The 17,937-nt window shown below is 37.5% G+C and carries 20 protein-coding genes; 14 read left to right on the forward strand and 6 right to left on the reverse strand.

Annotated features, from left to right (window positions below):
- Positions 1–45 precede the first annotated feature (45 nt).
- The 3 genes from RGB74_RS03360 to RGB74_RS03370 are packed head-to-tail and all read right to left on the reverse strand — an operon-like array spanning position 46 to position 2,765.
- Positions 46–1,869: a hypothetical protein gene (locus RGB74_RS03360; protein WP_310761587.1), complete on the reverse strand. Its 1,824-nt coding sequence runs from the start codon at positions 1,867–1,869 to the stop codon at positions 46–48.
- A gap of 1 nt (position 1,870) precedes the next feature.
- Positions 1,871–2,344 carry a prepilin-type N-terminal cleavage/methylation domain-containing protein gene (locus tag RGB74_RS03365; protein ID WP_310761588.1) on the reverse strand — a complete coding sequence of 158 codons (474 nt, stop codon included), beginning with the start codon at positions 2,342–2,344 and terminating at the stop codon, positions 1,871–1,873.
- Positions 2,334–2,765, reverse strand: a complete 432-nt coding sequence (locus RGB74_RS03370) for a type IV pilus modification PilV family protein (protein ID WP_310761589.1) — start codon at positions 2,763–2,765, stop codon at positions 2,334–2,336. Before RGB74_RS03370 ends, RGB74_RS03365 begins: the two co-directional genes overlap by 11 nt.
- A 169-nt stretch (positions 2,766–2,934) precedes the next feature.
- On the opposite strand from RGB74_RS03370, the gene RGB74_RS03375 reads away from it, so the two are divergent.
- From RGB74_RS03375 to RGB74_RS03435, 13 genes are all read left to right on the forward strand, one after another.
- Positions 2,935–3,873 (forward strand): hypothetical protein, encoded by a 939-nt coding sequence (locus tag RGB74_RS03375; protein WP_310761590.1) that lies wholly within the window; start codon positions 2,935–2,937, stop codon positions 3,871–3,873.
- Positions 3,866–5,284 (forward strand): VanW family protein, encoded by a 1,419-nt coding sequence (locus RGB74_RS03380; protein ID WP_310761591.1) that lies wholly within the window; start codon positions 3,866–3,868, stop codon positions 5,282–5,284. The genes RGB74_RS03375 and RGB74_RS03380 overlap by 8 nt, the downstream gene beginning before the upstream one ends.
- Positions 5,281–6,945 carry a GspE/PulE family protein gene (locus RGB74_RS03385; RefSeq protein WP_310761592.1) on the forward strand — a complete coding sequence of 555 codons (1,665 nt, stop codon included), beginning with the start codon at positions 5,281–5,283 and terminating at the stop codon, positions 6,943–6,945. The genes RGB74_RS03380 and RGB74_RS03385 overlap by 4 nt, the downstream gene beginning before the upstream one ends.
- A gap of 8 nt (positions 6,946–6,953) precedes the next feature.
- The gene (locus RGB74_RS03390) at positions 6,954–7,994 is read left to right on the forward strand and encodes a type IV pilus twitching motility protein PilT (protein ID WP_310761593.1); all 1,041 of its coding nucleotides are present in this window, start codon (positions 6,954–6,956) and stop codon (positions 7,992–7,994) included.
- A 1-nt stretch (position 7,995) separates the two neighbouring features.
- Positions 7,996–9,204, forward strand: a complete 1,209-nt coding sequence (locus tag RGB74_RS03395; RefSeq protein ID WP_310761594.1) for a type II secretion system F family protein — start codon at positions 7,996–7,998, stop codon at positions 9,202–9,204.
- Positions 9,205–9,240: 36 nt separating this feature from the next.
- Complete coding sequence (locus RGB74_RS03400) at positions 9,241–9,693, forward strand: type II secretion system protein (protein WP_310761595.1); 453 nt, start codon at positions 9,241–9,243, stop codon at positions 9,691–9,693.
- Positions 9,694–9,909: 216 nt separating this feature from the next.
- Positions 9,910–10,875 (forward strand): type IV pilus biogenesis protein PilM, encoded by a 966-nt coding sequence (gene pilM, locus RGB74_RS03405; RefSeq protein ID WP_310761596.1) that lies wholly within the window; start codon positions 9,910–9,912, stop codon positions 10,873–10,875.
- Positions 10,872–11,468, forward strand: coding sequence for a PilN domain-containing protein (locus RGB74_RS03410; protein ID WP_310761597.1), 597 nt, complete (start codon positions 10,872–10,874; stop codon positions 11,466–11,468). Before pilM ends, RGB74_RS03410 begins: the two co-directional genes overlap by 4 nt.
- Positions 11,468–12,265: a hypothetical protein gene (locus RGB74_RS03415; protein WP_310761598.1), complete on the forward strand. Its 798-nt coding sequence runs from the start codon at positions 11,468–11,470 to the stop codon at positions 12,263–12,265. The genes RGB74_RS03410 and RGB74_RS03415 overlap by 1 nt, the downstream gene beginning before the upstream one ends.
- Positions 12,266–12,380: 115 nt before the next feature.
- Entirely contained in the window at positions 12,381–12,719 is a 339-nt protein-coding gene (flaG, locus tag RGB74_RS03420; RefSeq protein WP_310761599.1) for a flagellar protein FlaG, read from the forward strand.
- Positions 12,720–12,743: 24 nt separating this feature from the next.
- Entirely contained in the window at positions 12,744–14,210 is a 1,467-nt protein-coding gene (locus RGB74_RS03425) for a flagellar hook-associated protein 2 (RefSeq protein WP_310762779.1), read from the forward strand.
- 28 nt (positions 14,211–14,238) lie between these two features.
- Positions 14,239–14,640: a flagellar export chaperone FliS gene (gene fliS, locus RGB74_RS03430; protein WP_310761600.1), complete on the forward strand. Its 402-nt coding sequence runs from the start codon at positions 14,239–14,241 to the stop codon at positions 14,638–14,640.
- Positions 14,640–14,990, forward strand: coding sequence for a flagellar protein FliT (locus tag RGB74_RS03435; RefSeq protein ID WP_310761601.1), 351 nt, complete (start codon positions 14,640–14,642; stop codon positions 14,988–14,990). Before fliS ends, RGB74_RS03435 begins: the two co-directional genes overlap by 1 nt.
- A 25-nt stretch (positions 14,991–15,015) precedes the next feature.
- On the opposite strand, the gene RGB74_RS03440 is transcribed toward RGB74_RS03435, so the two are convergent.
- Positions 15,016–15,279, reverse strand: coding sequence for a YqhV family protein (locus tag RGB74_RS03440; protein ID WP_310762780.1), 264 nt, complete (start codon positions 15,277–15,279; stop codon positions 15,016–15,018).
- A 129-nt stretch (positions 15,280–15,408) separates the two neighbouring features.
- Positions 15,409–16,443: an acyltransferase family protein gene (locus tag RGB74_RS03445; RefSeq protein ID WP_310761602.1), complete on the reverse strand. Its 1,035-nt coding sequence runs from the start codon at positions 16,441–16,443 to the stop codon at positions 15,409–15,411.
- A 338-nt stretch (positions 16,444–16,781) separates the two neighbouring features.
- Here RGB74_RS03445 and RGB74_RS03450 point away from each other — a divergent pair, with 338 nt between their 5' ends.
- Positions 16,782–16,979 (forward strand): cold shock domain-containing protein, encoded by a 198-nt coding sequence (locus RGB74_RS03450; RefSeq protein WP_066245425.1) that lies wholly within the window; start codon positions 16,782–16,784, stop codon positions 16,977–16,979.
- A gap of 376 nt (positions 16,980–17,355) precedes the next feature.
- On the opposite strand, the gene RGB74_RS03455 is transcribed toward RGB74_RS03450, so the two are convergent.
- Positions 17,356–17,838, reverse strand: a complete 483-nt coding sequence (locus RGB74_RS03455; protein ID WP_310761603.1) for a GNAT family N-acetyltransferase — start codon at positions 17,836–17,838, stop codon at positions 17,356–17,358.
- Between the last annotated feature and the right edge of the window lie 99 nt (positions 17,839–17,937).

Consider the following 17,937-nt stretch of genomic DNA (forward strand, 5'->3'; position numbering starts at 1 on the left):
AAAATAAAAAAGCCTTCCTCTATTTTTAAGGAAGACTTCTCATATTTACTGCAAATACCGATCTAATGTGGTTACTGATAACTCTCTAACTCTTGGTAATCCTTCTGGCGGATTTTGAATGAGTTCAGGATTATAAGTTATTATTAAACGGGATTTTGAAGGAGATATTTGGGTTTGATTCGGTTGGAATACGTAAGTTCCTACTCCTCCTCTTTCATCATCAGATCCAGTATCAGGGCTAACTCTTCCTCTTGCAGCATTTAATACAACTTTCCTGCCAAAGACACCGCCTTGAATCTCCACGTTTGAACCAACACCGTAGATTTCCATTAAATCTTCAGAATAAAAGAATCCGCGGATTACATTAGGAACATCGCCATAAACATTATTATTTGCGATGAGAATGGGTTTTTTACCGAAAAGTACTAATGACTTTTCTACATTATTTTGAACGATACCTTGAAGTCTGGAGAATCGAATGGTTGTTTTTCCTGTAACATAAACGGTAGAGTTAAATTTTACGTTTGCTCCCCATATGGTAAGGTCTCCATCAATAAAAATGGGTCCATCAATCTCAAATTTTTGATAGTTGTTGGTGTTATAACCGCTTTCCCATGGATTCCCGATTAATACATCCCCACCGAAATAACCACCTTTTTTAAAAGTCACTTTACTCCAACTATCTTTATCACTTGAAATCCATGCATCACGTTTTTCATTGTTAAGATTTTTAGTACTAAAACGATTAAAGGTAAAACTGCCATTAATCGTAATAAAATTATTGCCGTTGTTATTGTTGCTGTTCATATTTACATAGATATTATCATTCGCATATCGGTTTCTTATGTTTTCTTGATTTGGATTATTATTGAAATTTCCATCCCGAAGCTCAGTAGCTGTAAACGAATTTCCATACAGTGGATAATAATAGTTGATTTTCTGTCCCGAAATATCAATAGGTGCAAAGCTAGGCACACGTGTATCTATCATTGGAACATATTGTTTGTTTGCTTCATGATAAGCAGTGAATGCTGATTCTATATTTGTTTTTAGAATATTTTGGTAACCATTTTGTGAGGTGAATTGTGTCTCGTTAATATGATTACTGTAAGTACGGTCGTTCGTTAGTGTATATAGATTGCCGGGTAGAATAAGTCGTGCTTTATTCCCGTTCTCGCCTTCTATACTTGGGAAATCTGAAGGAATCCAATTCTTTTCTGTCCCTATGATTCCTTTATTTTTAGTGGTTAAGTTTCCTTCTACATAGAGGTCCCCTTTAATCGCAACACCCCCATGTATAAACATATTTCCATCATCTGGTTTTGTCGTACAATTCGCTTGTCCTGTACATGGATTATAAGCGCCTAGTGCATAATTTAGCGCTTCTGGAACTTGTTTGGCACCAAGCTGAATGGTAGAAATAAGTGTTTTTGTCTTGCCGTTTACTTTTGCTTCGCTATGTAAAGTCATCACTTGAGTTAAGTCATCTGGACTTGTAGATGTTTTATGGCGGTTATAGATTTTCACTTTTAGTTCACCAGCATCTGCTGGAAGAGCTGCGGTTGATTTAAAGGGAGTATCCGCATCGCTCACTTCATATTTGCTTAAAAGGTTTGTTAATGCGGTTTCATAATCATTCGTAGTGTAATTGATATATTGCTTTGATTTTGTTTCAAGCAGCACTGATAAATAGTCGATTCCTTTTTCAGCAAGCTCGGTTGACTGTATTTGTGTTTCGCGGGCATCCGTTTTTTTTACGCCATTAAATGTTGTTGTTACTAATGAGAGGCCGGCAACGGAAAAGATGACGATCATGAGGAGAACAATTAGCAGTGTATTACCTTTTTCCGAAAAAAGAATCTTTTTCATGTTACTCCTCCAAAAGTCCAAATTGGCTTTCAAGTGTTAATGGTTTTGCATTTTTATTTTTATTGCTTTTTACATTTAGAATAATGACTACGCTGTTCCCAGACTTTTCGATGGTAGAGTTGGTGAAATCAAATCCGTTCGAGCTGATAGATTTACCGTCGATGACAGGATTGGCTCCTATAAAACCGACAGTCGTTACGTTATTAACAGCTCCTTGATAGCTCAGCAGGTTTTGAGTAGTCGTTGAAATATCGGTAACTTTAGAAACGGATGCTGTATATAGTTCATTAATTATTTGCGACATGACAAGATCTGCTTCGTCACGAATCAGGGTTTCTGAATAGATTTTTTTTTCAGTATTCAGTCCGTTAATCAACACAAAATAAACCACCGTTCCGATAATCGAAAAAAGTACAAGGGAAAGGAGAGATTCTATTAAGGTTAATCCTCTTTCGTTAAGAATCTTAATTCGCATCTGTAACATACCCTTCTACAATCGTACTTTTAAGGTTGTTTCGCATAGTTTTATAGTTGACTTTAATCGTTACGGGAAAGAGTTTAATTTCTGCTTCTTCTGTTGTCTGGCTTCTTACCGTAATATCGATATCATACTTTTTATTATTAATAGTTGACTCATATAAAGGCTGGCATCCAGTGGGATTGCAGTTGGATTGATTATAAACCTTAGCTGTTTTTGTTATTCCAAAAGAAGTGTAGTCATGCTGGACTCTTACAAGTGTCATTCTGGCAAGGTTTGTCGCAACGAGTTTGCTGTTGTTTCCGGCAGATACTTCATTGGCTTGTGTGAAAAAATAAGATATGGCAATGACCGAAATAGACAGAATCGATAAAGAAACAAGCACTTCAATTAATGAAAAACCTTTTTCCGAGAGCATAGCACACCTCCTAATACTTAAAGTGTAGGTCTAAAATACTACTTTTATCGTTTGTTTTGCTTTATTATACAATATTTTTAGAATATTTTTGTTATATATGGATATTTTTTAGTAACTTTGTAGTATTATAGGGAAAAAGAACGGAATTTGGAAATGGAGGAATAATAATTTGACGCAAATTATCATATTATTGCTATTTACGATAGTTATAAGTCCTTTGTTGTACTTTTTTCCTTCGAATGTTCCTTTGAAATATAGAATGGCTGTATTAGGCTTATCATTTATGGTAGCTATGGGCGGATTATTTATTTTAGATATGTTTTCTTACTGGATGTCAGTAAGCGCGATGATTGGTGTTTCTTTTATCGCTTCCTATTTTGTAGAAAAACGTAGGGCTGTTAAAGGTGCAAATGGAGAAAAAACGGATTCAGCCCAAATTATCATGGAAGACCAATTGATTATAGAAAACGATCTTTCCAATATTGAGACAATGGATCTGGCTGTGACCATAAAAGATCTGGAAATAGAAGATATGAATCTTCCTAAAGAAATTGAGTTAGAATCTATTACTAGTGAGTCAGAAATAATTTTAGCCGATTTAGAAGATATAAAAGAACTAACAATAGAAGAAATTCACGTTGAAATTACCGAAAAAGTAATTCCATTTGAAGTAATTACGGATGATGAATTTGCTTTTTTAACAGAAGGTCGAGAAATTATAGAAGAAGAACTCCAAAAAGCAACTATACATACCGATGAAGAATTGAAAGAGGCTATGCTGAAGCGTTCACTTCTTTTAGAGGAACTAGAAGACTTAAATGAAGCAACTCAAACGGAACATTCAGCACATAGTGAAAATACTATTGTAGAAGAACAAAATGATAAGTTAGTAGATTTGGTGGAAGAAAAAGACCTCACTCGTGAAACTGAGGTAAATGTGGTAGGAGAACAAATACCCGTTTATGAAGAATTAAATGTAATTGAGGAAAATGAATTTATTGATGTAATAAAAGAAGTACTGAATGAATTAACAGTTGATGCCACTGCAGTTGAAGAACGTATTAGCGAACTAGAAGTGATTGATTTAAAAGGTGTCGTTTATGGCTAAAAGAGAATTCAATCCGAAGAGCTTTCTCATAATATTTGTATCCATTAGTCTTACGGCTCTTTTTCTCTTTGTTTTCAGCTCTTTATTAACAAACTTATACTTTAATTTATTCGAAGAGCATGTGATCAATAAGGGTGTAAAAGTAGGTACTATTGCAGTTGGAAACCTTACGAGCGATGAAGCTGTGGCCGAAGTAAATAAAAAAGTATCAGATTGGCAAAAAAATTCTCAAGTCGTTCTGAAGTATAACGAACAAACTGTCACAGTAGATCCTGAAGCTTGGACATTTCGAGCAGAAGACAGCATCCAAAATACAGCTAAATCTACTAATCTCCTTGTTGATTTAAATAAAGATGCAGTTGACAAGTCGATTGCCCAATTAAAGGCAGATGGTTTAGATCAATTATTAGATAAAGAAATGTTATATGCCCGGTTGAAGAAACTTGGTGCGGATTTACAAACTTTGAATCTGGAGTTAAATGTGAACGAATTTCTTACTACATACGGCCAGCCTGAAGAGGTCGTTAGTGAAAGTTCAATTGCGTTACCTGGTGAACATGTTTTATTAGAGGATTGGATTGAAGGTTTGGATGATTATGAAGTTAAACCTGGACAAACGTTCTCTCTGATCCAGGCGATACAAGAATCAGGTATGACCGCTCAAGATTCCATTGATATTAATGTGTTATCCAGCGCCATTTATGCGGCTGTTCAAAAAACGAACTTTACGATTGTTGAACGTCATACATCAAGAAAACTGCCCGATTACGTTAAGTTAGGCTATGAAGCGAATGTGAAGCCTGAGGATATGGACTTTGTTTTTCAAAATCCCAATGCTCCGGCTTATAAACTGAAGTTTTTAGTCAATGGAAATACGCTAGTGACCTCAATCGTAGGCGCTCCTTTTCCGTACACGTATAAAATTAAATTGGAAACACAAGTATTTAAACCAAAAACGATTATTCACTTTAATGAGAACCTTTCTAGTTTTTTAAGTTCTGTACTCGTTGACTCGGGAAGTGATGGCTATTTAACGACTGTTAATCGTGAGTCATATAAAGGAACGGAAAAAGTGGAAACAATGAAATTTGCGGAAGATTTTTATCCACCGGAACATCGTCTTGAAGAAAGAGGATTCCCGACCGAAGAGGCTCCTGAAACAGATCCTAGTGCGGGAACACCAACAGAAGGAACGCCATCTGACGGCAATCCATCGGCAACTTATCCCGATGGAACAGTTATACCAACATATCCTTATTATCCGTATCCTGTGTATCCTAATTATTTGCCAGGGGTAACAACAAAGCCTGTAATACCTGGCATTCCAGGAACAGATAAGCAGGCTGGTTCGCAAACTGTGAATCAAGGGGGAAGCACTGGTACAAAAGTGAGTGGTGGTGACACGAAATGATGATTCAAAAGAAACGGCTGGGTGATCTGTTAGTTGAATCAGGTCTCATTACAGAAGAACTGCTTCAGCAAACGTTAAAGGAAAAGCGAAGTAAACAAAAGCTTGGAGATGCCTTAATCGAGAAGGGGTTTCTATCTGAGCAGCAGCTGATCGAAGTGTTGGAATTCCAGCTTGGTATTCCTCACATCAGCCTTTACCGTTATCCGATTGATGAACAGGCGATCTCTATCGTACCAAGGGAGTTTGCAATAAGAAATTACTTGATGCCAGTCAAAAAAGATGGCGATAAGCTCTTTGTTGCGATGTCTGATCCTATGGATTTTACCGTAATCGATGACTTGCGCTTAACGACTGGATTTCAAATTGAAAGAGCGATCTCTGCCAAAGACGACATCATTCGGGCTCAGCATAAATACTACGATATTGATGATTCGATGGAAGAGCTTTTGGAACTTTTGCCTCAAAGTACTTTGCAAAAGGATGACAGCCGAATAACAGAAGATGACTCTCCCATCGTCAAACTCGTCAACCAGATCATTCAACAGGCGGTTCAACAAAAAGCGAGTGATATCCATTTTGATCCGCAAGAGACGAAACTCGTCGTTCGTTTCCGAATCGACGGCATGCTGAAAACAGAACGCAGCTTGCCAAAGCATATGCAAAGTATGTTAACAGCACGGGTCAAGATCATGGCGAACTTGAATATTACGGAAAGCCGTCTGCCCCAAGATGGCCGGATAAAACTCAATTTGGACATGCATCCGGTCGATCTGCGGGTTTCGACATTGCCAGCGATTTATGGTGAGAAGATTGTTTTACGGATCCTTGATTTAGGCAGCACACTAAACAACCTTGAAAATATGGGATTCAATAAACTGAATCTCCAAAGGTTTCAGAGCTTAATTAAACAGCCGAATGGAATTATTCTCATTACGGGACCTACTGGGTCAGGGAAATCTTCCACGCTATATGCGGCTTTAAATAAGCTGAACACTGAGGAAGTTAACGTTGTAACCGTTGAGGATCCAGTTGAGTATCAGCTTGAAGGCATTAATCAAATCCAGGTGAATGCATCGGTTGGTCTTACATTTGCAAGTGGACTAAGGTCCATACTTCGTCAAGATCCGGATATTGTCATGATCGGTGAGATTCGCGATACCGAAACAGCTGAAATCGCAGTCCGTGCTTCTCTAACGGGTCATCTTGTTTTAAGTACGATTCATACAAATGATTCCATTGGTACAATTGCCCGATTAACCGACATGGGAGTAGAACCTTTCCTAGTAGCAGCCTCCCTTTCAGGAGTAGTGGCGCAGCGTCTCGTTCGAAAAATATGCCGTGATTGTAAACAAACGTTTAAAGCAACAGAACGTGAAAAAGAAATCTTTGCAAAGCGCGGGATTAAGGTGGATGTTGTTTCTCGAGGAAAAGGATGCGGTACTTGTAATATGACGGGTTATAAAGGACGAATAGCACTTCATGAGATTTTAGTGATTGACGAGCATATCCGCCAGCTCATTATGAACAACCGTCCGATTATCGAACTACGTGATTACGCCATGAAAAACGGAACGATCTTTTTGATTGATGATGGTTTCCTTAAAGTAAAACAAGGATTAACAACGACAGAAGAAATTTTACGAGTCGCAACTAACGAGTAGGTGCAGACATGAAAGAAAAATTAGAGCAATGGTTAAAAGCTGCTTTTCAATTAAAAGCTTCAGACGTTCATTTATCTGTAGGAATGCCTCCTGTTTTTCGAATTAACGGGAAACTGAAGCGGTATGGAAGTGAACCGTTAAAGCCTGATGATACTTTTCAGATTGCAAAAATTGTAATCGATGAAAAATATTATCCCGATTTTGAAGAAATGGGCGAAATTGATATCTCCTATGGCATTCAAGGGTTGTCGAGATTCAGGGTGAACGCGTATCGTCAGCGTTCCTGTGTGAGTCTAGCATTTCGGATCATTCCAACAGCGATTCCTAGTTTAGAAGATTTGAATCTGCCAGAAGTCGTTCGCAAAATGGCGACCAAACACCAAGGTCTCGTTCTCGTAACAGGACCAACCGGCAGCGGAAAATCGACAACACTCGCCTCGATGATCGATTATATGAACCGGACGATGAGCCGGCATATTATTACGTTAGAGGACCCGATTGAATATCTGCATCGTCATCAAACGTGCGTGGTAGACCAGCGTGAAATTGGCTTTGACACAAACAATTTCGCAAATGGACTTCGTTCGGCACTCCGCCAAGATCCTGATGTCATTTTAGTAGGAGAAATGCGGGATCTGGAGACGATCGCAACAGCTATTACAGCAGCAGAAACGGGTCATCTTGTTTTAGGGACACTACATACAACAAATGCTTCTTCCACCATCGATCGAATCGTAGATGTTTTTCCACCTGAACAACAAGGACAGATTAGGATTCAGCTTGCTTCTGTTTTAGTAGGGGTGATGTCTCAAAGATTGCTGCCAACGATTGACGGAAAAGGACGCAAAGCGATTACAGAGATATTGGTGAATACACCAGCGATCGCGAACTTAATCCGCAATGAGAAGATCCACCAGATCCACAGTGTCATGCAGACCAGCAAGAACGCAGGCATGCACACGTTCGAAATGTCGGCAAAAGAAGCTCTTGATCGAAATGAAGTTACAAAAGAGATTGTAGAGCCGTATCTCCTGGAGAAGGGGGGATGAGATGGCACAATTTAGCTATGTAGGCCGGGACAAAAGCGGTAAGAGACGAAAAGGATCGATATTTGGTCTGTCTAGACGGGAAGCTGTATTGAAGCTGAAGGAAAAAGGGATTTCGGTAACAGATGTTCAAGAAGTGAAGCAATCATTATTGAACAAAGAGATTTCCATTGGCAGTCCAGTAAAGTCGCAGCAATTTGTTATTTATCTTAGGCAGTTTGCCACCTTACTGCGAGCAGGTGTTTCTGTAGTCGATTCTACGAATATCTTATCTGCTCAAACGGAAAGTAAAGCATTGCGTAAGGTGTTAGCAGATGTGGAAGAGGAATTGCGGCAAGGTAATCCTTTATCCATGGCGATGAGTAAGCACCGAACGATTTTTCCGCCGATGGTCGTGAACATGATCGCAGCGGGGGAAGCAAGTGGTAGTCTCGATGACACACTTGATCAGCTAGCCACTTATTTTGAAAAGCAGCATTATACAAAACAAAAAATCCTTTCAGCAATGATGTATCCGATGATTGTTGGGGTAGTAGCGGTATTTGTTGTTATCTTTTTATTGGCTAAAGTGGTACCTACATTTGCCACAATGCTAAAGGAAGCTGGAGGAGAGTTGCCGGGCATTACAAAGTTTGTTCTTGCCTGCAGTGATTTTGTCCAAGCCTTCTGGTGGCTGATCATATTAATCTTTATTTCTATTTATCTATCACTTCTCTTTATTCGGAAAAGCGACTCTACTCGGTATTATTTTGATTATGTCATATTGAAAATACCTGTGTTTGGAAAACTGCTTCAAAAGTCAGCTTTAGCGAGGATGACAAGAACACTAAGTTCCCTTTTCTCAAGCTCTGTTCCGATTCTGCAGTCATTATCGATTGTGGAAAAAGTAGTAGAGAATGAAGTTATTGCGAAAGTGATCCGGGAATCAAGAAGTGCGCTCGAAACCGGTCAACGGTTAACGGAACCTTTGAAAAAACACTGGATCTTTCCACCACTCGTAACGCAAATGATTTCGATTGGGGAAGAAACAGGATCACTTGACGAAATGCTGGCTAAAGTTGCTGATTTTTATGAAAAAGAAGTAGAAACTTCAACAGATAGATTAAAAGCTTTAATAGAACCTTTAATGATTGTTTTTCTCGCGTCCATTGTAGGGACGATCGTTATTTCCATTATCGTACCGATGTTTGAAGTGTATAAAACAATAGGGTAGTAAAGCATCCAAATATAAAATGAAATGGGGATTCACATGTTAGCATTATTAAAAAAGCATTTAAAAAATGAAAAAGGATTAACGCTAATCGAATTGCTAGTTGTTATTGTAATCCTAGGAATCATAGCAGGTATCGCAGTTGTGAGTATTGGCGGGATTATGGAAAACTCTAAGAAAGATGCACACGTAGCAAACGCACAGCAAATGGTAAATGCAGCCAAGATGTATGTAACAAGTAATCCAAACTTTACTAATCCTTCAGACCTTACTCTTAAAACTATGAATACTGAAGATCTATTAGAAACAGTAAAAGATCCAGACGGTGGCAGTTACGATGTTGATAAAAGCAAGGTTGTTATTTCAAAAGCTTCAGGGTCTAATACCTTTACTTATACTGTTACATTAATTGGAAGTAAAAAAAGTATAACAAGTGTTAGTGGAACTGAATTAGCAAGATCGAAAGTTGAAGATAATAAAGTTGAAGAATAGAATTTAGGAAATAATTTTAGAAGTATACCCTCTCGACTAAAAAGACGAGAGGGTTCTACTTAATAAGAATTCTTTTCACGATTCCACCAACAAGAGCCCTGGTGCAATGGTGAAAGGAATTGATAGTTCCCTAGTTTCTTTTAGAGTATTTTTAAACAGTTGTTTAAAATGTGTATCTTTCAATCAGTCATAACAAACATGGCAGGGGTGGGCATAATGAGATTCGGGTTAGGATTTTTCAATAAGAAGAGAATTAACTTAGTCATTCAAGATCATGTGATCCGTTATTTAGACATGAGACAGCCCGAGCTGTTGGAGGTTAAAAGCTTTGGTGAACGTTATCTTCCTGAAGGAATTGTACAGGATGGTGCGATTTTGGATCGAGAAACGCTGCTCATTCTATTAGAAGAGTGTGTGAGTGAGTGGGGAATTAAAGGCAGAGAAGTTCAATTTCTTATTCCAGATAGCAAACTCATCATCCGAAAGCATCAAATTCCTTTAGAACATAAAGATGATGAAATTAAGGGTTACCTCTACATGGAGTTAGGCAACTCTATCCATTTGCCATTTGAGGATCCTGTCTTTGACTATGTTTTATTAGATAAAAAAGAAAATATGAGAGAGATTCTCCTGTTTGCCGCATCTGAAAAAATGGTGACCGATTATGCTTCTCTTTTAGAAGATGCGAAGTTAAAGCCAACAATCGCGGACGCATCATGTGTAGCCTTATATCGGCTCATCTACCAAAAACAATTAGTTACGGAAGAAGATCATACTCTTTGTTTGCAGTTTGATATTCCGGCTGTAAAGCTAAGTGTATTTCACCACCATAAACCATTATTCTTCAACCATTTAAAGATGGAGAGTGAAATCAAACAATGGTCTTTTAGACAACAGGCTATTGAGTGGAAAGGTGATTCTGGTTATATACATGGATTGATCGAGGACAAGCTTATTGAGATTGATAGAATTGTCACCTACTATAAATTTAATTTGAATAATGGTCAGCAAGGCATTACAAAAATTGTGCTGTCTGGCGAACTTCCGGAATTAAAATATATTCAAAATAAACTACAAGCAAAATTTGATGTTCCTGTTATCATCCTGGATCAATCAGATTCTCAGCTTGCACCACAATTTGATGTTGTCCTAGGTCTTGGTTTAAAAGAGGTACAGCTATGATGTTAGTTGATATTAATCTACTTCCCAAAAAAGAAGAAAAGTCGTTTCAAACCATGTTGGTTTTAATAGCTGCTACTGCTCTTTTTTTAGGATTATTTACATGGCTAGGATTAAGTTATTATGTGAATACAGGTACTCTTCATGAAAAAGAGCAGTTGCTTCAGCAGGAGAAAAAACTAGTTGAAGCGAAAATGCAAAATCAAACAACACCAGCTATTTCAGCTTCTCCACTAGTTGAAAAAGTTAAATATATACGCAGTAAGAATATTGCAGCTGCTGATCTTCTTCAGCACCTTGTGGGTTTGTTGCCTGAAAGAGGATTTTTTATAAAATACGAGTACAAGGAAAAATCAACAATCACTATTGAAGCGCAATTTGATACGCTCGATGAAACTTCACAATATTTGCATGAACTCACAAACTCGCCTTATTTAACCGAAGCTTCTATTGAAAAAATGGAAACGACCAATATAGAAGAAGTTGAAGAAGGTCAAGATTTGACAGCATTTGAAAATATTCTGCCGAGATATCGTGGTCAATACAAAATTAAATTTAACAAAGATCAATTGACCGAGTTAAAAGGTGAAGAATGATGACTGATCATAAAAAAGTTCAATTATATGTAATCGCAGGATTGCTCATTTTATCCTTAATTGGTGGATTGTACGGTTATTTCGGTGTTCTCTCCCCTTTAAATGCTGATATCACAGCAGTAGATTCTGAAATCAAACAGCAGCAAACCTTTATAAAGCAATCAGAGAAAGCGATTTCCATCATTCAAACGACTGATGAAAACACATACCCGCTTCAAGAGGAAGTTCCCGTGAAACCACTTGTTGATCAACTGTTGCTCCAGTTTGAAAAAGCAGAAGTTTTGTCGGACAGTCTGATTCTGAGCATGCAGTTTAGTGATTCTGATGATGCACTTGATGAAGAAGAAACAGACCGAGCTTCAAAATCTCAAGAAGCACAGGCTGCAGAAACTAGCAATTCGCCTGTAACAGATAAGACGGAACAAACTGAAACAATCACTGATTCTAAAGTGAACGTAACAAAGGAATCATTACCTGACGGTGTAAAAAAAATAACCGCCGAGATGACAGTCCTATCTAAAAACTATGAGGGACTAATGAAGTTCATACGTACCATTGAGGACTTGAAGCGCATTACAGTTATTGAAGGAATTACGTTTACTGGACTAAGTGAAATAGAACGGGCGGCGGCAGAAGCTTCACCTGATCAGTTAAAATATGAGGTGACGATTGCCGCATATTATTTACCAGAGCTTACGGATTATTTAAAAGATCTACCCGAAGGTGATTTCCCTGCTCCAAACGGAAAAGAAAATCCATTAAGCGGAGCTGAACCAAATCTAAAAAATGACGAATAAAAACAAGGCCACGGTGTCTTGTTTTTTTCTTTACCTATTTTCTTAACTGGCAAACTCAACAATTAAATGGATAATCCGATATAACGGATAGAGAAAAATAAAAGGGGCGATGAAGGTGGAACTGAAAGCAATTAGTTCTCCTGTTTTTCAAAAATCTGAGCCTGTGCTGAAAAGCCAAAACCTACAAGACGATACTTCAAAAGCCGAAGCTTCAGTTACAGTAAAACCGACGAAAGAAAAGCTGGAAAAAATTATTGGTGCAATGAACGAAATGTTAAGACCGAGTCAGACTTCAACAAAGTTTGTTCTTCACGAAAAACTAGACGAGTATTATGTGCAAATCGTAGATGAAACGACACATGAAGTAATGAGGGAGATTCCGAACAAAAAGTTTCTGGACATGTATTCTGAAATGATCGATTTTATGGGAATCTTCGTGGATAAAAAAATTTAAGGACGGTGAAGAACCGTGAGTGGTATGAGAATTGGCGGGCTTGCAAGTGGAATGGATATTGATTCTATTGTAAAAGACATGATGAAAGCAGAAAGAATACCATTAGATAAACTATCACAGAAAAGAACTCAATTAGAGTGGCAACGTGATGATTATCGTTCAATAAACAAGCTCCTGGATGATTTGGATAAGAGTATTTTTGATGGTATAGGAAAGCAAGGGAAGTTCACTACGAAAACTGTTACTAATTCTAATTCAAGTGTTGTATCGGCAACTGCTAACGGAACGGCAGTTAATACATCGGTTAATATAGAAGTTTTAGCCACAGCAAGTTCAGCAATTTGGGTAGGTGGATCAAAGGATTTAACCAGCTATCAGACGGTCGGTAATAAAACGTTAACATTTACTGTCACGGATGGTGCAGGTACAAATCAAGGTGTGAAAACGATAGATATTAATGACGGTGATACTGTAGATACCATAATCTCAAAATTTAACACTTCAGGTCTTGGTGTAACCGCTTTTTATGATAAACAAAATCAAAAATTTGTTTTAACAAAAAAAGATACTGGTTTTAATTCTTCGATTGTTGTGGATGATGCTTCAACAGCCGCCTTTATGTCTGAGCTCGGATACTCCAATACAACGGGAGAAATCACTGGTAAAACTGCCGGAAATGATGCTAGTTTTAAAATTAATGGTTACCAGACAACACGTGCGACTAATACATTTGACATCAGTGGGGTTACTTATACTCTACAGCAAGCAGGTAAAGCAAATATTAGTATTGCAAATAACTTGGACTCCACTGTGGATGTTATTAAGAATTTTGTTGAAAAATATAACGAGACAGTCGATTCAATTAATAAAAAAATCAGTGAAACGAAGTACCGTAAATTCCCTCCGTTAACTGATGAGCAGCGTAAGGACCTTTCTGAAAAGGAAGCAGAGCTTTGGGATGAAAAGGCCAAGAGTGGTATGCTTCGTGGAGATTCCATTCTTTCAAATGGACTAAACATAATGAGACAAAATCTTTATGAAACAGTGAATACAGGATATTCCGATTATAATCAGCTAACTGAGATTGGAATCACAACCGGTAACTATTTTAATAAAGGAAAATTAGAGATAGATGAAGACAAACTTCGGCATGCACTTACAGATAATCCCGATTCTGTAATGAAGCTTTTTACTGGATTTACGGATAGTGGTGGTAATGAGGTAAGAGGAATCGCTAAAAATCTTCGGGAAACAATTCATAGTACTATTCAAAAAATTGAAAGCAAGGCTGGAAAATCAACTTTTACTAATGCACAATTTACACTCGGTCGTGAACTGACAGATGTAAATTCTAGAATCTCGGCTTTCGAAGATCGGCTGACTCAAGTGGAAAATCGTTATTGGCGCCAATTTACAGCTATGGAAAAAGCCATTCAACAATCTAACCAGCAATCGATGTACTTAATGCAACAGTTTGGCGGCGGACAGTAATTGAATGAAAAAGGAGTGTTAATTTTACATGTCCATACTTAGCGCGAATAAAGCATATCAGAACAACTCATTTCAAACAGCGTCACCAGGTGAATTGACGCTTATGTTATACAACGGATGTTTGAAATTTATCGGTCTCGCACGAACGGCGATCGAGAATAAAAACATCGAAGGTAAAAACACCAATTTATTAAAAGCTCAAAATATCATTAAAGAATTAATGGTTACATTAAACATGGATCAAGAAGTTTCAAAATCGATGATGCAGATGTACGATTACATCAACCGACGTTTAGTTGAGGTAAATCTGCACAACAACGTAGAAATTTTAGATGAGATTGAAGACTATGTAACGGATTTCCGCAATACGTGGAAAGAGGTTATTCAGATCAACCGCCGACTTCAGCACGGGGAAACAGGAAGAGTTTAATGTCTGCAGTTAAGATTTTATTAGAAATCACAAAAAATTTGCATGATCACGTGAATGCAGGGCTGCCAAAAGAAGAACGTGAACCATATATCGAGAGGCTGAATGAACTATTAGAGCAGCGTCAAGCGATAATGGACAAACTTCCTTTATCCTATACTGATGAAGAAAAGCGGATGGGTAAGATGATTGTGAAATTGAATGAAACAATCGAGCCATTACTAGCGCTTAAATTAGACCAGATCAAGCAGAACTTAACACTCATGAAAAAGAAAAAGATAAACAATGTCCAGTATGCGAATCCGTATCAATCGGTTTCGTCTGACGGCATGTTTTTTGATAAAAAGAAGTGAAGTAACCTTAGCTACCGGCTAAGGTTTATTTTTTTATTCCATAAACAATGCAAATTACGCCTAACATGATCCAAAGCAGACTTGTAAAGGACAGTTTTGTGGATAAGCCATATATTCCGAGGGTCATGGTTGAGAAGAAGATGATAGGACCGATAATGGAGAGCAAAGAATTAATAACGAGTGCACGCTCGACAGTATTGTAATGCAGCATAAAAAAAGCTGCGGTGATTTCTAAAGTTCCCGAAAGAATACGGATCGCGGCCATTCCTAGTACGACTTTTTCGATCATGTTCAGCAACGTCCATTGCCTCCTTTTAAACATCTGTTTAAAAACAATACTCTGTTCTACTGAATTATATGTGGTCAAGCCTGAAATAGAATAAAAAAAAGGCAAGCCGGAGGGGCTTACCTTTTCTTTCTACGCTGCATTCATTAGATTTTTTCGCTGTGACTTAGGAATTTTTCGTTTTATGTTACCTACAATATAAGCTCCGAACGGCAGCATGGAGATTAATTTGATAATCGCCATAGAAATGATTAATGAAAGAACGAATAATGCCATGACACGAGTAAATGTGTTTTCGAAAATTTGAGCTGCGTATGTTCCAAGATAGCGTTGTACTTGCCAGTGTATCAAGTAAATGCCGAATGAATAATTGCTGATGGTATTTATAATTTTTGATTTTTTAATGAGCTGGCCCCAAGCGATAACAGCTACACTTATTGAAAGACTGACAGGTAATAAGTCAATTCTGCGTGAGCCGATTCCAGTATATCCCGCCTTGTAAAATACGAACACGATTGCTAAGGAAACCAATACTCCCGCAGCTGTCAGCCATTTATACTTTAATAAAGCGGCTGAAATTTTGCTGTAATTTCGGCCGATCACATAGGCAACCGTAAAATAACAAAACCAAGCGGTAAAAGGAATTTTGAAAATCCCCATGTTTTCCTTTACGAATGCAATGTCACCTTCAAGAATCTGAAAATGAAAGATCATAGATAAAATGCTTATTGGAATAAGCCATTCCATTTTAAGACGGTATTTCGTAACAAAGTAGTGCAGCACATAAAACTGAAAAATAATAAGAACAAAATAACCTTCAAAGCTGCCTAAAAAGATATTTTTAACAATCTTTTGGGAAATATCTACGTTTGGATTTAAATGAAAGCTCACCAACGCATCAATGACTGCAAATGATAAGTAAGGAGCAAATATCCATTTTATACGCTTAGACCAAAAATGATCGGGAAGTTTCTCTGGATATCGGTTAGCTAAAATAATCTCTGATAAAACAACGAATGTTGGTGTTGCGTAACATAGGATAATTCTCATCAATTGATAATATTCGGTTTTTGGAAAGCCAGTCACTAATCCGATATTAGATGTACTGTGTAGAAAGACAATGGTCAGACATGCAATTGTTCGCAATAAGTTCCATTCTTTTATCATATTTATCCCTCTTAGTTAGTTAGTATTGTCGATGTGTTTATTCAAAATCCACCAAACAACACTAACAAAAAAGGGTAAAAATAAGAACAGCCCAAGCATGAATGTAACCTCAATGTTAAACGATTTATAAAGGAATGTAATAGTATGTACATTTAGTGGATAAAGAGGAAGAGTTTTCTTGCGTTTTTACATGATATTTTAACCGAAAAAAATCGACAAAACTTCTTATTTTTCGCTAATCTTAAGCCTTTGACAACATTTTTGGGTGTGTGTCATACTATGAAGTGTATAGAGATTCTATACAAAGATAAACGCATGATGAAGGGATTGTGAAAGGCATGTTAGGAAAAGTAAAATGGTTTAACGCAGAAAAAGGTTTTGGATTTATCGAACGCGAAGACGGAGACGATGTATTTGTACATTTCTCTGCAATCAATACTGACGGATTCAAAAGCCTTGACGAAGGTCAACAAGTTGAGTTTGATATTGTAGATGGAGCACGTGGGCCTCAAGCGGCTAACGTTACTAAACTATAATTTAAAACCATGACCATAACTAAGATCCCGCCTGTAAATTTACAGGCGGGTTTTTATTTGATTTGTTCATCTATAAGCTGCAGATCTCTTTGTCAGTATTGTTTCTGCGGTATTCACGTATTATAATACGCTCCATTCCTCGAAACTTCACTTTCTCGACCTCTTTGCTTCTAAATGAACAAATGATTGGATTGATAAGCGGCGAATCTCATTGTCAGTGACGAGCAAAACTTGCACGAAAACTTAGGATAGGAAGTCCTATTTAACGTTCTTGTCCATATTTTTCAATAAAATTGTATTAAAAAGTGGAAAAATAGATTTTAAGTTAACAAATACGACTCATTGAGGTTCATCCCTCTTTGAGTCGTTTCCTTTTTCACTGGCTTTGATGATTTTTTTCAATTACAGCAATATTGATCGGTCTCTCCATCTTGCTTTCAGGTGATTTTAATTCCTGAAAACCAAATTGTTTGTACAATCCATGGGCATCTTTGGTCGTAAGCAGAAAGGATGTACCCTCCAAATCTGGATTGGATGTGATGACTTGCATCAGCCATTTGCTTAATCCTTTTCCTCTGTACTTGGGCAGAATAAACACATCGCTTAGCCAGGAGCACCTTGTGAAATCGGTAATCACTCTTGCAAATCCAATTTGGTTAGCATTTTTATCCTCATCAGGATTTCCCTCATATACCCCATAGCACAAAGGTGTGTGATCAATCGATTTTTTCACAATTTCTTTAGACATCCCATTCGCCCAATACGAAGTCTTTAAAAACTCATAAATGACGTTCATATCCAGGTGTTTCTTGTCCGTGTGAATTGTGAATTCGTCATTTCTAATCCAGAGTTTCTTCATCAATTACACCTCATTTTAAACAAATGTTTAATTATCTCTTTTTATTCAATATAAATCTTCTCGTTTTGAACCACAATAAAGAGGTAAGGTTTTATTTTT

It is taken from the genome of Bacillus sp. NEB1478, assembly GCF_031582965.1.
In the GTDB taxonomy this organism is placed as follows: Bacteria; Bacillota; Bacilli; order Bacillales; family Fictibacillaceae; genus Fictibacillus.

Coding starts and splice junctions, on each gene's coding strand:
- RGB74_RS03360 (WP_310761587.1), bottom strand. CDS start 1,869: ATGAAAAAGATTCTTTTTTCGGAAAAAGGTAATACACTGCTAATTGTT.
- RGB74_RS03365 (WP_310761588.1), bottom strand. CDS start 2,344: ATGCGAATTAAGATTCTTAACGAAAGAGGATTAACCTTAATAGAATCT.
- RGB74_RS03370 (WP_310761589.1), bottom strand. CDS start 2,765: ATGCTCTCGGAAAAAGGTTTTTCATTAATTGAAGTGCTTGTTTCTTTA.
- RGB74_RS03380 (WP_310761591.1), top strand. CDS start 3,866: ATGGCTAAAAGAGAATTCAATCCGAAGAGCTTTCTCATAATATTTGTA.
- RGB74_RS03385 (WP_310761592.1), top strand. CDS start 5,281: ATGATGATTCAAAAGAAACGGCTGGGTGATCTGTTAGTTGAATCAGGT.
- RGB74_RS03390 (WP_310761593.1), top strand. CDS start 6,954: ATGAAAGAAAAATTAGAGCAATGGTTAAAAGCTGCTTTTCAATTAAAA.
- RGB74_RS03395 (WP_310761594.1), top strand. CDS start 7,996: ATGGCACAATTTAGCTATGTAGGCCGGGACAAAAGCGGTAAGAGACGA.
- RGB74_RS03400 (WP_310761595.1), top strand. CDS start 9,241: ATGTTAGCATTATTAAAAAAGCATTTAAAAAATGAAAAAGGATTAACG.
- pilM (WP_310761596.1), top strand. CDS start 9,910: ATGAGATTCGGGTTAGGATTTTTCAATAAGAAGAGAATTAACTTAGTC.
- RGB74_RS03410 (WP_310761597.1), top strand. CDS start 10,872: ATGATGTTAGTTGATATTAATCTACTTCCCAAAAAAGAAGAAAAGTCG.
- RGB74_RS03415 (WP_310761598.1), top strand. CDS start 11,468: ATGACTGATCATAAAAAAGTTCAATTATATGTAATCGCAGGATTGCTC.
- RGB74_RS03425 (WP_310762779.1), top strand. CDS start 12,744: ATGAGAATTGGCGGGCTTGCAAGTGGAATGGATATTGATTCTATTGTA.
- fliS (WP_310761600.1), top strand. CDS start 14,239: ATGTCCATACTTAGCGCGAATAAAGCATATCAGAACAACTCATTTCAA.
- RGB74_RS03435 (WP_310761601.1), top strand. CDS start 14,640: ATGTCTGCAGTTAAGATTTTATTAGAAATCACAAAAAATTTGCATGAT.
- RGB74_RS03440 (WP_310762780.1), bottom strand. CDS start 15,279: ATGATCGAAAAAGTCGTACTAGGAATGGCCGCGATCCGTATTCTTTCG.
- RGB74_RS03445 (WP_310761602.1), bottom strand. CDS start 16,443: ATGATAAAAGAATGGAACTTATTGCGAACAATTGCATGTCTGACCATT.
- RGB74_RS03450 (WP_066245425.1), top strand. CDS start 16,782: ATGTTAGGAAAAGTAAAATGGTTTAACGCAGAAAAAGGTTTTGGATTT.
- RGB74_RS03455 (WP_310761603.1), bottom strand. CDS start 17,838: ATGAAGAAACTCTGGATTAGAAATGACGAATTCACAATTCACACGGAC.